Annotated in this window: 10 protein-coding genes and 1 pseudogene; 6 read left to right on the top strand and 5 right to left on the bottom strand. The window is 63.6% G+C overall.

Annotated elements, in window-relative coordinates; genetic code table 11:
• Positions 1–9: 9 nt before the first annotated feature.
• Positions 10–1,509 (bottom strand): OprO/OprP family phosphate-selective porin, encoded by a 1,500-nt coding sequence (locus tag QBJ92_RS13585; protein WP_277970242.1) that lies wholly within the window; start codon positions 1,507–1,509, stop codon positions 10–12.
• Positions 1,506–2,579 (bottom strand): ABC transporter substrate-binding protein, encoded by a 1,074-nt coding sequence (locus QBJ92_RS13590; RefSeq protein WP_277970243.1) that lies wholly within the window; start codon positions 2,577–2,579, stop codon positions 1,506–1,508. Before QBJ92_RS13590 ends, QBJ92_RS13585 begins: the two co-directional genes overlap by 4 nt.
• Positions 2,580–2,679: 100 nt before the next feature.
• Between QBJ92_RS13590 and QBJ92_RS13595 the strand changes: the two genes are divergently transcribed.
• The 4 genes and pseudogenes from QBJ92_RS13595 (at position 2,680) to QBJ92_RS13610 (ending at position 6,968) form a co-directional block, all read left to right on the top strand.
• Positions 2,680–3,345 (top strand): response regulator, encoded by a 666-nt coding sequence (locus tag QBJ92_RS13595; protein WP_277970244.1) that lies wholly within the window; start codon positions 2,680–2,682, stop codon positions 3,343–3,345.
• The gene (locus QBJ92_RS13600; protein ID WP_277970245.1) at positions 3,335–4,729 is read left to right on the top strand and encodes a sensor histidine kinase; all 1,395 of its coding nucleotides are present in this window, start codon (positions 3,335–3,337) and stop codon (positions 4,727–4,729) included. Before QBJ92_RS13595 ends, QBJ92_RS13600 begins: the two co-directional genes overlap by 11 nt.
• Positions 4,730–5,567: 838 nt before the next feature.
• A pseudogene (locus QBJ92_RS13605) lies at positions 5,568–6,301 on the top strand (IS5 family transposase).
• Between the two features lie 169 nt (positions 6,302–6,470).
• Positions 6,471–6,968, top strand: a complete 498-nt coding sequence (locus QBJ92_RS13610) for a MucR family transcriptional regulator (protein ID WP_277970246.1) — start codon at positions 6,471–6,473, stop codon at positions 6,966–6,968.
• Positions 6,969–7,489: 521 nt separating this feature from the next.
• Here the strand turns inward: QBJ92_RS13610 and QBJ92_RS13615 are convergent.
• Positions 7,490–8,071: a hypothetical protein gene (locus QBJ92_RS13615; RefSeq protein WP_277970247.1), complete on the bottom strand. Its 582-nt coding sequence runs from the start codon at positions 8,069–8,071 to the stop codon at positions 7,490–7,492.
• 469 nt (positions 8,072–8,540) lie between these two features.
• On the opposite strand from QBJ92_RS13615, the gene QBJ92_RS13620 reads away from it, so the two are divergent.
• Complete coding sequence (locus QBJ92_RS13620; protein WP_277970248.1) at positions 8,541–9,539, top strand: alpha/beta hydrolase family protein; 999 nt, start codon at positions 8,541–8,543, stop codon at positions 9,537–9,539.
• A 186-nt stretch (positions 9,540–9,725) separates the two neighbouring features.
• On the top strand, positions 9,726–12,215 hold the full coding sequence (locus tag QBJ92_RS13625) for a PAS domain S-box protein (protein ID WP_431358405.1): 2,490 nt from the start codon (positions 9,726–9,728) through the stop codon (positions 12,213–12,215).
• A 24-nt stretch (positions 12,216–12,239) separates the two neighbouring features.
• Here the strand turns inward: QBJ92_RS13625 and QBJ92_RS13630 are convergent, their stop codons facing one another.
• Both QBJ92_RS13630 and QBJ92_RS13635 read right to left on the bottom strand, forming a co-directional pair.
• Positions 12,240–12,446, bottom strand: coding sequence for an HAD hydrolase-like protein (locus tag QBJ92_RS13630; protein ID WP_277970249.1), 207 nt, complete (start codon positions 12,444–12,446; stop codon positions 12,240–12,242).
• Positions 12,447–12,566: 120 nt separating this feature from the next.
• Complete coding sequence (locus QBJ92_RS13635; protein ID WP_277970250.1) at positions 12,567–13,562, bottom strand: PH domain-containing protein; 996 nt, start codon at positions 13,560–13,562, stop codon at positions 12,567–12,569.
• Between the last annotated feature and the right edge of the window lies 1 nt (position 13,563).

Below are 13,563 nucleotides of genomic sequence, written 5' to 3' on the forward strand. Positions count from 1 at the left end.
TAGGCCGCGTCAGAAGGTGACGGCGATGCGGGTGCTGACGGTCTGACCGTCGTCCTGCCCGGTGAAGGCACCGTCGCGATTGTCGGTGTTCCAGTGGATCGCGTTGAGCTGGATCCGGGTGAAACTGTTGAGATACCAGTTCGCGCCGATCGTCGCGGCCCAGCCGCGCCCGCCGGTAACGAGATCGCTGTAATCGAGGTTCTCGTAGCGCGCGGTCAGCTCGATCGCGCCGGCGCCACCCTCGAACAGCGGCTTGAGCACGCGCGGCTGGCCGAAGCTGCCAAGGCGCGGATTGTACGGCGGAAGGTCTCCGGTGATGAACCAGCCGCCCGACAGGCTCCATGCCTTGCTAACGAAATCAGGCCGTCCGGCGTTCAATCGCGCGTTGCGCTGCCCCGCCTCGCCCATCACCCATACTGGGCCGAGATAGCCGCCGAGTTCCGCGCCATAGCCGGTGGTGCCGGTGCCGCCGGTCAGCGGCCCCGACCCGACCCGCAGCGCGCCGTTGAAGCGCCCACCGATCACGGTATTGCGCGTCAGCGAGGTCGCCGCGCTCGACAGGCTTTCATCGAACCCCCACAGCCCGAGATGCAGCACGCCGGTATCGCTCTTGACGGGGTTCCAGTGTGCGCGTGCCAGCACGGTGCGGCTGTCGCTGACCGCCTGATAGCCGTCGACGCGGTCGCCCGTGACGGTGACCGAGGCATGGCCGGTCTTCCAGAACAGCCGCGGCATGATGCCGATGCCGTAGAAACCACGCTGCGGGATGATCGCGGTCGAGACCGTGCTGCGTTCCATGAACGGGGTCGAGTCAGAGCCGGTCGAGCCTTCGAACGCGCGGTCGTTGAACAGATGCCCCGCGCGCACGTCATAATCGAGCCCGGGCCTGATGCGGTTGCGCCAGCCGATGAAGGCGGTGACGATATCGACTTCGTTTTCGCTGAAGTCGGTCTCGAACTGATAGAAGAAGCGTGTCCCCACCCCGCCCTCGATCCCGAGCCGCAGCGCGCGCATCCCCGTGGTGGTGATGTTGCGCCCGTCGTAGCGCGAGCCAAAGGTCGAGCTAACGTCGGTGAGGATCCGTCCGCGCGGCTTGAACGTGTAGAGCCCATCGACCGAGTGGAACACGGGCAACCCCGATCCCCATTCGGTCGTCACGCCCGCGGCTCTGGCTTCGCCTGCACGCGCAACGTCGCGTTCGGCCGGACCGGGGGGGACGAGCTGTGCGGCATAAGGTGCGGTGACGATCGGGCGGCGGGGCGGCGGCGTGGTCTGCGCCATCTGGACCGGCGGGGTCGCGGCGACGGCTGGCGGCGTCGCCGGAACCGCGTCTTGCGTCGCAACGGCCTGCGTCGCTTCCAGCCGGTCGAGCCGCGCCTTCAGCGCCGCGATCTCGCTCGCCTGCGCACGCACCAGCGCACTCAAGTCCTCCTGGCTCGGCGTCTGCGCAAGCGCAGGCGTGGCGATGACGAGCGCCACAAGCGCACAGCCAGTTCGTAACAGGGTCATTTCGCAGTCAGTCCTTCGGCCAGAATGGCGGTCCAGTCGGCAAGGAAGCGCCGACGCTTGATCGAATCGAGATTGACAAGCAGCTGCGGGCCGACCCGGATCGGGCGCCCCTGATCGGCAGCGAGATGGGGCGCGGGAACGTCACCGCGAACCGGGAACAGCTCCTGTCGCGCTAGCAACGTCTGCCCGCTGCGCGACAGCAGGAAATCGAGGAACAGTTTCGCCGCAGCGGGGTGGCGGGCGTCGCGGGCGATGAACGCAACGCGCGACGCGACGATCGTGTAATCGCGTGGGAACACCACCCCGATCCGCGCATCGCGCCGCGCGCGTGCCAGCGCATACGGCCCGACGACATTATACGCGATCGCCGCGCGCCCGCTCGCGACCGCATCCAGCATCGGGCCCGTCGTCCGCGACAGCAAGGGACGCGTCGCAGCGATCGCCTGAAGCAGCCCGCGCGTGTCCCGCGTGGTGCCATAATCTTCGGTCAGGTACAGATAGCCCACGTTGGAGCGCGTCGGATCATAGGTCGCGACTCGCCCGGTCAGGGGACCGCGCCGGTCGCGCAGCAACCGCTCGAACGCTTCATGCGTCCGTGGGACCGCAGCGGGTGGGATCAGACGCCGGTTGTAGACGAAGCCGACCGGCTCGGCGGTGATGCCATACCCCATGTTCTTCCACACCGCGGCCTGCGGAAGCGCGGGCTTTTCGGGGCTTTGATAGGCTTGCGCGAAACCGTCGTTGATCAGCTTTGCCTGCAGATCCATCGCCGACGACCAGACCAGATCGGCGGAGGGACGGCGCGCGCGGGTTTCGCTGACGGCGCGGCGGTACAGGTCACGGGACTCGAGCTCGACATAATTGACACGGACGCCGGGAAAGGCCCGCCGGAACGCCGCGATCGTCGGCCCCATCGCCGCGGTATCCGCATTGCCGTAGACGTCCACCACGCGCTCGACCCGCGCCTCGGCGATCAGCGCATCGTAAGAGCGCGGATAGCCAGCCGGACGCTGCGCCGTTGCCGGCACGGCGACGCCCGTCAGTAGCATCAACAGAAAGATGGTCCGCATCATCAAGCTCCTCTCGCCTCCCGCCTCTACGTTCGGGTAAGCCGTTGAGCATGCGGTACGCGTTCAACCTGTCACCCACCTTTCACGGATCGGCACTGCCATGCGGATCCTGATCGTCGAGGATGACGCGGCACTCGCGCGCAGCATCGCGACCCTGCTGCGCGCCGCTGGCCACGCGATCGACCATGTCGCGACCGGCGAGGATGCGTTGCTGGTCAGCGAGAGCGAACCCTATGCGCTGGTGATCCTGGACGTCGGCCTGCCCGATATCGACGGTTTTGCCGTACTCCAGACGCTCCGCCGCCGTGGCGAGCGCGTGCCCGTGCTGATGCTGACCGCGCGCGACGCGCTGGACGACCGGGTGCGCGGGCTCGATCTCGGCGCGGACGACTATCTGCGCAAACCCTTCGCGCCTGAGGAACTAGAGGCGAGAATCCGGGCGCTCGGGCGACGGCGCGGGGGCGATCCGACCCCGGCGCTGATCATCGGTACGCTCGCGCTCAACCGCTCCACCAGCGAGGCGCGGGTCGGGGAGCGGCTGCTCGATCTGCGGCGGCGCGAATGGGCGGTGCTCGACGCACTCGCAACCCGCGTGGGTCAGATCGTCCCGCGGGACACGCTCCATGCCGAGGTGTTCGGGTTCGACGAACCGGTCGGCCCCAATGCGATCGAGGTCAACATCACGCGACTGCGCGGAAAGCTCGCGCCAGACGGACCGACGATCCGCACCATTCGCGGCGTAGGCTATCTGCTCGATGCCGGGTAACCCGCGCCCGCGTGCGCTGGCGCTGCGTACCCGGCTGCTTGCGGCGATGCTCGCGCCGCTGCTCGGGATCGCGGTGCTGCTGGGAGTCGCGGGCGCGACGCTGATCGCCGATGTCGTCCGCCGCACCAACGATCGGGTGCTCGGCGGGGCGCTCGGCGCGATTGCCGAAACGGTGCAAGTCGAGCGCGGCGCGGTGACGCTCGACCTGCCCGCTGCGGCGTTCGGGATGCTCGAGAACAGCGAGCGCGACAACGTCTATTACCGCGTCGCCGTGGGAGGGCAGTTGCTGACCGGCTATGCCGATTTGCCCGCGCCCGCGCTTGCGAGCCTGTCGGTCGATACGCCGCGCTTTCGTTTTGCGCGGTACAAGGACCAGGACATTCGCATCGCCGAAGTCCGCCGCGCGCTTCCGCGGATTCCGCAGCCGGTCATCGTTCAGGTGGCAGAGACGCTCGACGGGCGCACCGCGCTGCAACACCGGTTGCTGATCGCGCTGCTCATCGGGGAGCTGGTGTTGGTTGGGGTCGCAATGCTGCTGATCCGCCCGGCGCTGTCGTGGAGTCTGCGGCCGCTCGCCTTGCTGCGCGACGCGATCTCGTCACGCGATACCCGCGCCACGCCAGACCTGTCGCCGCTTGCAACCGGACCGTTGCCGATCGAACTTGGCCCGCTGGCGGATGCGTTCGATCATCTGCTTGCACGGCTCGATTCGGCCACGGCCGGCGTGCGCCGCTTCACCGCCGACGCCTCCCACCAGATGCGCACCCCGCTGTCGGTGCTGAAAGTCCAGGTCGCGCTTGCGCGTCGCGGCAGTCCGCAAGCGCTTGGCGAGATTGCGGATGCCGCGGACCGGCTGGAACGGCTGGTGACGCAATTGCTCGCGCTCGCGCGTGCGGAGGAAAGCGGAACCGCGCCGCCAACCGAGCAGGTCGATCTGCGCGAAGTCGCGGTCGCAGTCATCAATCGGCGGATCGCGCAGGCGATCGACGCGCACGTCGACATTCAGCTCGATGCGCCGGACGGCCGTATCCTACTTGCAGGCTATCGAACGTTGCTGTTTGAGATCCTATCGAACCTGCTCGACAATGCGATCCGCTACAATCGCGCGGGCGGCATGGCCGCGATCACGCTTGAGCGATCGGATAACGCGGCCATTGTCACGGTGCTTGACGATGGCCCCGGTCTAGCCGACGAGGATCTCGCCCGGATCGGCGAGCGTTTCGTCCGCCTCGCAACCAGTGCCGGACACGAAGGCAGCGGGCTCGGCCTTGCAATCGTCCGCTCCGCTGCGTTGCGGCTGGGCGCCGAGCTTGTTGTAACCAATACGCATCCAGGGCTACGAGTAACACTGCGCCTTCCAATAAAAGCCGACAACAGGCGTTAATTGGAAACTGCCCCACCTTTGCGGTGAAGTCTACTAATTCGCCGCCGGAGCCTACCCAGTCCACCCAAGCCTTACGCCAGTGTCTCGGAGAATTTTCACGGTGACGGGGTCCCAAACTCGTAGCCCTGGGGATTGACGAGGTCGGTATCGGGTCTGAGATGGATCATGCCCAATAGGGCTGCCGACGATCGCCCGAGCTACCCACGCTTCTTTGACCCAGTTGTGGACATTCACGAGCGACTCAGCGCTTCCCGAAATCGGTCATCCGTTCATGTGGGTGTCCGGCCTGTTCCGGGAACGGACTTTTGACGCTGGGAATGACCTGAGCTGGGACGAAGCCGTCGTTTGCAGCTCAAGCAGCGAACGTCGGCTTTCGGCTGAATCGGACAAGAGATGCGCGTCGAGCATCGAACGGGGAACGACCAAGATCGGGCCGTCAGCGCAATGACCGGTTTGAAGTGACAACACGGTCACATTTAACTGCCTATCCCACTTACCCGCCGCACATCAGCTGGCATGGGACTGAGGCCAAAAACGGGTCGCAGTTCGGAGAAAACCGGAGCTACGACCCTGGCCGCCTGCGTTGCTTGGGGCACTTTTAGCGGTTGCCCGCACGATACATCACAGACTTCGGATTGCAGCATATTTTCGAACGTCACCGATCAACTGTTACACGATGCATTGTATCAAGGTTTACAGTACCCTTGCCCGTCGTGTCGTACATTTTTGATAGTGTCGCATCTTGCTAGGGTCAGGACCCGTAAACCGGATTTCCTTGGCGGCGCGAATGTGATTCAAGCTCGGCGACAGCAGTAGCGTGGGTTTGAGCGAGTTCTAGTTGAGCGAAGAACAGTTCGAGCGGCTTCGGCCGTTGCTGCCGGACAAGGTTCGAGGGGTTGCGCGGTTTGATGACCGGCGTGTAATCAGCAGCATCAACCATATGGTGAGACCGGGCGGTCGCTGGGCCGATGCACCGGCCTGTTACGGTCCGAGGAAGACGCTCCACAACCGGTTCGTGCGGTGAGCGGCGAAAGGCATCTGGCAAGAGATATTCGTCACGCTGGCGGCAGCGGGTGGACCGCCTGCCGAGGTCCTGATCGACAGCACGCATATGAAGGTGCACAGCTTGGCAGGCGGCGGAAAAGGGGCGCGCTCGTCCAAGCGATCTGGATCAGCCGGGGCGGACACATCAGCAAGCTCCACGCGCTCACCGACGGCGAAGGGCGCCCGCTTCGCTTTCTGCTGACCGGCGGCAACGTCGCTGACTGCCGTGCTGCTGATGTCCTGCTCGACGATCTCGCGCCGCGCACCATCGTGCTGGCCCACAAGGCATATGACAGCAACGCGATCCGCGACCTGATCGAGCGCAAGGGTGCCGTGCCCAACATCCCTTCGAAGCGAACCGCTAGAAAAGCTGCTTCTCGCGCTCGCTCTACAAAGACGAAACGCGGCGGAGCGCATGTTCTGCCGCCTCAAGGATTATCGCCGAGTCGCCGCGTCGCCACTCGCTACGACAAGCTTGCCACAAACCTTCTTGGTGCGATCTACCTCGTGGCAGCCGTCACCTGGTGATTACGAGTCCTGACCCGAGCTCAATGTTACGGAGCGCGACACCGGACACTTCTCTGTAGAGGTGTCCAGGCGTCCCGGTCCTGCATGTCGTTCTAGCGTTGTTGCTCCGATAAAAAAGCCTACGATGGGCCAGTCGATTGTAATTCGGCGTTCAAGGACGGGATACCGAATGACCAACAATATAACCGTTGTCGAACTTGCGGTTGAGATGACCATCGCTTGGCTTGAAAACGACAAAAACCGGGCCAGCGTCCACGATGTGCCATTAGTCCTCAGGGCTATGCACGATGCAATCGCCAATCTTTCGACGAATGCGGGAGGTCGCGCAGCAACGAGGTCAGACGAGGAATATGTGCCTATGGTGTCAGTCAAGAAATCGCTGGCGGACAGGAATCACATCATCAGCCTGATAAATGGCAAGCCATATAAAACCTTGCGACGCCACCTTACAGACAACGGCCTGACGCCAAAGGAATATCGCGAGCGTTACGGTCTCAGGGCTGATTATCCTATTGTCTCGGAAGCATACAGGGAGTTTCGTAGCGCCATGGCCAAAAAGATAGGCCTTGGTCGGAAGCCGGATGCGCTCTCCCTCGCCGTTCCGGAACCAATGAAGGCGAAGCTCGGTCTGAGGATTGAGGACAGCGAGCCTCGGGAGTCGGAGTAACCAACGCCGATGTTACCCTCTGGCTTGTCGCGTCAGAAGGCAGGCCAGAGCTAGGAGGGCTCGGCATCGCGATCGTAGACGGCATCAAGTTTCGGACCCGCGTCGCGCCTTCCGAGCATGCTGCACAAGGTCGGTGACGTGCTCTCACCTCCGCCCGAGTCCTCAGAAAGATGCAGGCGGCCGGTGTCGTAGCTTTGGTCTCATCCGAACTGCGACCCGCCTTTCCCCACTTCCGCTCCGCCTTGCTGCACTTATCGGTTATGAGGTATTCAGTATGGCAGTTGTCCTCACCCCAAGGTCGCGCGTCCGGAACCGGCAGCGTCATGACAACCGCCGCAATGGGCTACGCGATCGCACCAATCACCGACGAGGTGAATTCTAGGCGGCCGATCCCTTCGTCAACCTTTCCGGCTTCCCCACGACAAGCTGCACTACCTGAAGCGTTTGCACGGAGGGAAAAGCGGCCTTGAGAGGGACAGCCAACTTGACCGGCGCGTGCACTTGCTGATTGGCCATAGTTCTTACCAAGCCCGCCAGTACATCTTCGCCAGCCAGGGATCGACGGCCAACTCGCCCTCATCATTATCGCTACCCGGCACCATCATGAGCTTTTTGCCTGACGGATGCATGAGGAAGACAGGGTTGTAGGAACCGCCCTCGGGCCGATCCCAATAGCGGTGCGTCTGGACGAACAGATAGCCGCGATACGGCCCGGTCCGCATCACGCGCAAAGCCCAGCCTGGACAGACGGCCTTGATGACGTTCAGCTTGAGGTCGAATTTATGGACATAGCCCGAGTTGGGCGAAGCGTCGGCGCTGTTGAAATAGACGTAGCCGCCATCAAGCGAGAACAGGGGGCGCGAGAGGCTTGCGAGGTTGCGCGAGTAATCGCCATTCCATTTAGAGACGAGTAAGCGTTGCTGGACTTTGCCCTTGGTGCCGTGGAGGACGAGCGCCTGCGCGCCGGAGCCGTTTTCGTCTCCCACGCCATTGGGAACGACCGAAACGGTGTAGAGGCCATCAGGTGACTTTGCGGTATCCTGCGCTTGAGCAGCACCAGCCACTACCATCGCTACCGCGCTGAACGCCCTCTTCCACTTCATGCTTGCCCCGGGTCTATTCGGGATCAATCTAGCACAATGATACAGAGCGCGAAGTTAGTTCTCGTTGTTGTCGATATCGCGGCACTGCGCACGACGTACAGGTTCCCGGACCATTGGTTGCGGAGACAGATCGGACGGTACGAAACTGGATGTGTTGGGATTGGCAACTATCGTCTAGATCGGACATTAGCCGGAGGGAGCGCGAACGGCTGACTCTGGTCGGCACCTGCCGCGGCGGTCACGTCCCAAAAGACGGCATTCGCGCGCTCTGCGCTGCATCCCAACTTCGGCCGCTTGTTCATCTGGAAAGACGACCGTTTTCTGCGAACCGAACGGACCGTTCGATCCCGTAGGTAGTAGTGACCCTAGTGGCGCAGAGTCCGCCTATTGCGGCCGGGCTTCGAGGAAGCGCAGGATGCGTTTGCGATCGGAGCTACAATAAGTCGCCGAGCGTGAAAGGACATCGGACATGAGTCGCATCGCACATTGCTTGTTCAACATCGCGCTTACCAGTGCCCTGCTTGGCACCGCAACAATAGGCGGGACTCAGACGCTGCCCGATCAGGCGGGCATGACCGCCGCCAACGAACGGCTTCGCGTCAACGAAGCGCGGGCGAGGACCTTACCGTATACGAAGGGAGACGGCGAATTCCCGGCCGTCATGGAACAAGCAGCCTCCTTGCCTGATCACGTGATATACCGGCCGGCCGACCTCTCACGGCTTAGCGCGCGCAAGCTGCCGATACTGGTATGGGGCAATGGCGGCTGCCAGGCCGATGGAGCGGGTCGGCGCCTGCACCTCGCCGAAATTGCGAGCCACGGCTATCTGATAATCGCCAACGGAACGATCGAGTCCGGCCCCGGCGTTCCTCCGCCGCCCAAGCCGGCTCCCTCGGCGCCGGGCACCCTGCCCGCATCTGGCACGCACACGGCGCAACTAACTCAAGCGATCAACTGGGCGATCGCACAGGACGGCAGTGCAAGCAGTCCGCTGCGCGGCAAGCTTGATCCGCGCGCTATCGGGGTGTCCGGCTGGAGCTGCGGGGGCGTTCAGGCGCTCACCGTTGCCACGTCCGACCCTCGCATCAAGGCGGTGGTAATCCACGATAGCGGGCTGTTCACCGGCCGTGCGCCAGGGCCGGAAATGGATCTTCCGAAGACCGCACTGGCGCGATTGCACACGCCGATCCTGTACGTCCTGGGCGGTCCAACCGACATCGCCTACGCCAACGACATGGACGATTATGCGCGGATCGATCACGTTCCTGCCGTGGTCGTCAACCTGCGCGACGCGGGCCATGGCGGCACCTTCTTCGAACGCAATGGCGGCAAGGCAGCGCAGATCGCGATAGCTTGGCTCGACTGGCAGCTGAAAGGGGATGCCCGCGCGAAAAGAATGTTCGTGGGCGCCACCTGCGGACTGTGCACCGATGCTGTCGTGACGTTGCAAAGCAAACGACTTAACTGACCCACAAACGGACGTTCACGTGCCCCTCCCCGCCTCCCAACTTCGGACGTTCGTTCAGCGTGATAGGCGAACAATCGCATCATGCGTCTATGGAGGTTCCGATCGCGGGCAAAATCTGTGCGTTGCCCGTTTGTAGGGAGATGATAATGCACCGCGGGCGCACCTTTCAGTACAGAAACTAGACCATTGGCAAACCTCGACGAGTTCGAAGATCGTGAGCAGCACCGGCTGGCGGCGTTGGCATGCTACGACGTGATGGACTCGCCGCGCGAACGGTCGTTCGACGAGCTCGCGGCGCTTACTGCCAAGCTCTGCGACACCCCCATTGCCGTCGTAAACCTAGTCGGGGATGGACGGCAGTTCTTCAAGGCCGAAGTCGGCCTAGGCGTGCGCGAGACGCCGCTCGAGAGTTCATTTTGCGTCAAGGCGTTGCTGGAAGACGATCTCCTCGTCGTTCCCGATCTGACCAAGGATCCCCGGTTCGACTGCAATCCCCTGGTCACTGGGAACCCGCACATCCGTGCCTATGCCGGCGCGTTGCTCAAGACGGAGGACGGACTGGCGATCGGGACACTCTGCGTCCTGGACCACCGAGCGCGGGAATTTACCGAACTCCAGCAGGAGACGCTGCTCGTCCTGGCGCGGCAGGTCATGGCACAGCTCGATCTGCGGCGCACCGTCGCGGACCGCGATCGCCGCTACGACGAGCTTCAGGTCAGCCGGGAGCAATTGACCCACAGCGACGCGCGCTATCGTACGCTGTTCGATTCCATCGAATCCGGGTTCTGCATCGTCGAGGTCGACCTTGGCGATGCAGCAGCACCGATCGACTACCGCGTCATTGAGGCGAACCCGGCCTTCTATCGCCAGACCGGCTTTGTCGAGGCGATCCGGGGCCGTTGGTTGCGCGACACGGTCCCCGATCTGGAGGAGCATTTCTACGACATCTACGGACGGGTCGCGCGGACCGGCGAACCGGTTCGCTTCGAGGAGGGCTCCGCGGCGCTAGGCCGCTGGTTCGACGTCTACGCCTTTCGCTTTGGCGATGCGGTCGATCAACGGGTCGCAATCCTGTTCAACGAAATCTCCGCCCGCCGTGCAGCGGAGGAGGCATTGCGCGACCTCAACGAAACGCTCGAAGATCAGATCGACGAACGAACCGCTGAACGCGATCGCATGTGGGATACCTCGCCCGACCTGATGCTCGTCATCGATTTCGACGGCGTCTTCCGTCGGGTAAACCCCGCGTGGACGACGGTGCTGGGCTACGAGCCCGACGAGTTGGTCGGACGTCATGTCAACGAGTTCGTCCTGCCGGACGATCACCGCAATACGGTCGACGCCTATCAGGCTGCGAAGGCCGGCGAGCGGCCCCATGTCCAGAACCGCTATCGCCACAAGGACGGCTCGTTCCGGTGGATCGCGTGGGTTGCCGCACCGGCTGGCGATCTGACCTATGCGACGGGTCGGGATATCACGGCGGAGAAAGCGCGCGAGGCGGAACTTGCCGAGACCCAGGATCAACTTCGCCAGGCGCAGAAGATGGAAGCGGTCGGTCAGCTTACTGGCGGGCTCGCGCATGATTTCAACAATCTGCTGACCGGCATGATGGGCAATCTCGAGTTGCTCCAGATGCGCGTCGCTCGCGGGCGGCTCGACGATCTCGACCGCTTCGTGCTGGCGGCACAGGGCGCAGGGAGGCGTGCAGCGTCGCTCACGCAGCGCTTGCTTGCATTCTCACGACGCCAGACGCTCGATCCGAAGCCTACCGAGGTGAACCGGTTGATTGCAGGCATGGAAGACCTGCTCCGCCGGACGGTCGGGCCGGCAATCGATATCGAGGTCGTCGGTGCGGGCGGTCTGTGGCCTGCATGTATCGATGCGGGCCAGCTGGAAAACGCTCTCCTCAACCTTAGTATCAATGCCCGCGACGCCATGCCCGACGGCGGGCGGCTGACGATCGAGACGGCCAACAAATGGCTCGACGATCGCTCGAGCCGCGAGCGCGATCTGCCGCCCGGCCAATATCTCTCGATCTGCGTCACCGACACCGGCACCGGCATGAGCGCAGAAACCATCGAGCGCGCTTTCGAACCATTCTTTACGACCAAGCCGCTCGGCGAGGGTACCGGCCTGGGCTTGTCGATGATCTACGGCTTTGCCCGCCAGTCCGAGGGTCAGGTCCGAATCTATTCAGAGCTGGGGATCGGAACGACGATCTGCATTTATCTGCCGCGCCACCACGGCGATGCCGGTCAGCCTGAGCAGGACGTGGCAATCGCTACCGCGACGACTGTCGGCAGGGGAGCCGTTCTGGTCGTCGACGACGAAGCGACTATCCGTCATCTGATCGACGAGGTTCTTGGCGAATTTGGCTACACCGTAATCGGTGCGGCCGATGGCGCAGCCGGGCTCAAGATACTGCAGGCAGGCACGCAGGTCGAACTCCTCATCACCGACGTCGGGCTGCCCAACGGTATGAACGGACGCCAGGTCGCCGATGCCGCGCGATCGTTGCGGCCCGGTCTGAAGGTGCTCTTCATCACCGGCTATGCTGAGAACGCCGCGGTGGGAAACGGCCATCTGGAACGCGGCATGGAGCTGTTGACGAAGCCGTTCACGCTAGAAGCGCTAACGGCCAAGGTCGCCGGGATGATGAAAGACGCCGCACGCTAGAGCTAGGATCGTGCGGGCATGCCGCTATCGTCCGGCTGCGATCGCGCGCGCCGCCTCACCGACGTCGTACACAACCAGCGTCGGCTGGGGAATGCCGTCCAGGACGAGAGGCGCGTTCACGCCGCGCGTGACCAACGCGGCCTTCCATCCGAACGCCTGCGCGCCGATGCCTGTGTAGTCGAGCGTACACGGATGATCCGCGCTCCAGTAAAGCCGCAGCCGATCTTCCAAATGGCGGACGCCACCGTGAAGTTTGCAACGACCGATCATGCGGTGCTGACCGCGGACATCGCAGCAAGCTGCAATAACGGGAATGCAGCATAACGTCCGTCAGGGCCAAACGACCGAAGCTCAGGCCACTTTCCGGCCGAAGCTCGTCCGCGGCTTATGCATCGTCGCCCGGTCCGTCCGCTGCGCCGCCAGCAGCGCCTCACGTTCTGTCATGTAGCGGGCCATGATCGCATCGGGGTCCAAGCTTGCCTGATCGACAAGCGGCGGTGGGGCTGGCACCGGCGTGGGGGCCACAGCACTTGCGTCCGGCAGCGGCGCGCCTGCGCAGAGGAGCAGCATGCGGCTGATCAGACTCGTTAACGCCGGTGTGTCGAGCGCGAGCAGGTCGATCGGCAGGTACAGCGTGTCGGGACCACCGAGCCGGTTGATGCGGCCGACGATAAGCAGGTTGTGGCGTCCTCCGCTGGTGAACAGCACGCGCAGGTTCCACCAGGCCGATCGACGTACCGTCACATCAGCGACATCGGCCCAAAGCATGGTCGCATTACCAAGCAGCCCCTTGGCGGTGATCGACTCCGCGTCGTAGACGAGCAGCGTTCGATCGCCGAAAAGCTTTGCTACGATCATCATCGCGAGCGCCAAAGCCACGATGCCCGCAAGCATGAAAGGTGAGGAGAACGGTAGGATCGTGCTGGCCGGGAACAAGATTAAAGCCGGTACGGCGATCTTGGTGGCGGCGCGGCCGGCGACGCCCGCGGTCAATTCGAGTCGTTCGGGTGCGATTGACGCAGGTGCGATCACCCGCGAAGAGGCCGGCGTCGTCGGATTATGGAACTGAACGGCGTGGTCGTAAGCGTTGCGGCGCTGACGCTTGCCCTTCCACCACAGGAACCACGTGAGGCCGATGCCGCCGACGATCAGCATGCCAACGGGACCAGTCATCAGCGCAGATGTCAGGAAGCCGAAGCTGGTCGTACCGATCAGCCACCATTTGACGGCGCTCCCCACGCCCTGCCGCGCGCCCCTGGCGCCTTCCACCGTGAGCGACCGCGCATCTCGGATTACCGTTACGGCCGTGCGCTCGCGGAAGTCGCGCGCGTCGGGCTTGCGGATCATC

It is taken from the genome of Sphingomonas echinoides (genome assembly GCF_029623395.1).
GTDB lineage: Bacteria > Pseudomonadota > Alphaproteobacteria > Sphingomonadales > Sphingomonadaceae > Sphingomonas > Sphingomonas echinoides_A.

Coding starts and splice junctions, on each gene's coding strand:
- QBJ92_RS13585 (WP_277970242.1), bottom strand. CDS start 1,509: ATGACCCTGTTACGAACTGGCTGTGCGCTTGTGGCGCTCGTCATCGCC.
- QBJ92_RS13590 (WP_277970243.1), bottom strand. CDS start 2,579: ATGCGGACCATCTTTCTGTTGATGCTACTGACGGGCGTCGCCGTGCCG.
- QBJ92_RS13595 (WP_277970244.1), top strand. CDS start 2,680: ATGCGGATCCTGATCGTCGAGGATGACGCGGCACTCGCGCGCAGCATC.
- QBJ92_RS13600 (WP_277970245.1), top strand. CDS start 3,335: ATGCCGGGTAACCCGCGCCCGCGTGCGCTGGCGCTGCGTACCCGGCTG.
- QBJ92_RS13610 (WP_277970246.1), top strand. CDS start 6,471: ATGACCAACAATATAACCGTTGTCGAACTTGCGGTTGAGATGACCATC.
- QBJ92_RS13615 (WP_277970247.1), bottom strand. CDS start 8,071: ATGAAGTGGAAGAGGGCGTTCAGCGCGGTAGCGATGGTAGTGGCTGGT.
- QBJ92_RS13620 (WP_277970248.1), top strand. CDS start 8,541: ATGAGTCGCATCGCACATTGCTTGTTCAACATCGCGCTTACCAGTGCC.
- QBJ92_RS13635 (WP_277970250.1), bottom strand. CDS start 13,562: ATGATCCGCAAGCCCGACGCGCGCGACTTCCGCGAGCGCACGGCCGTA.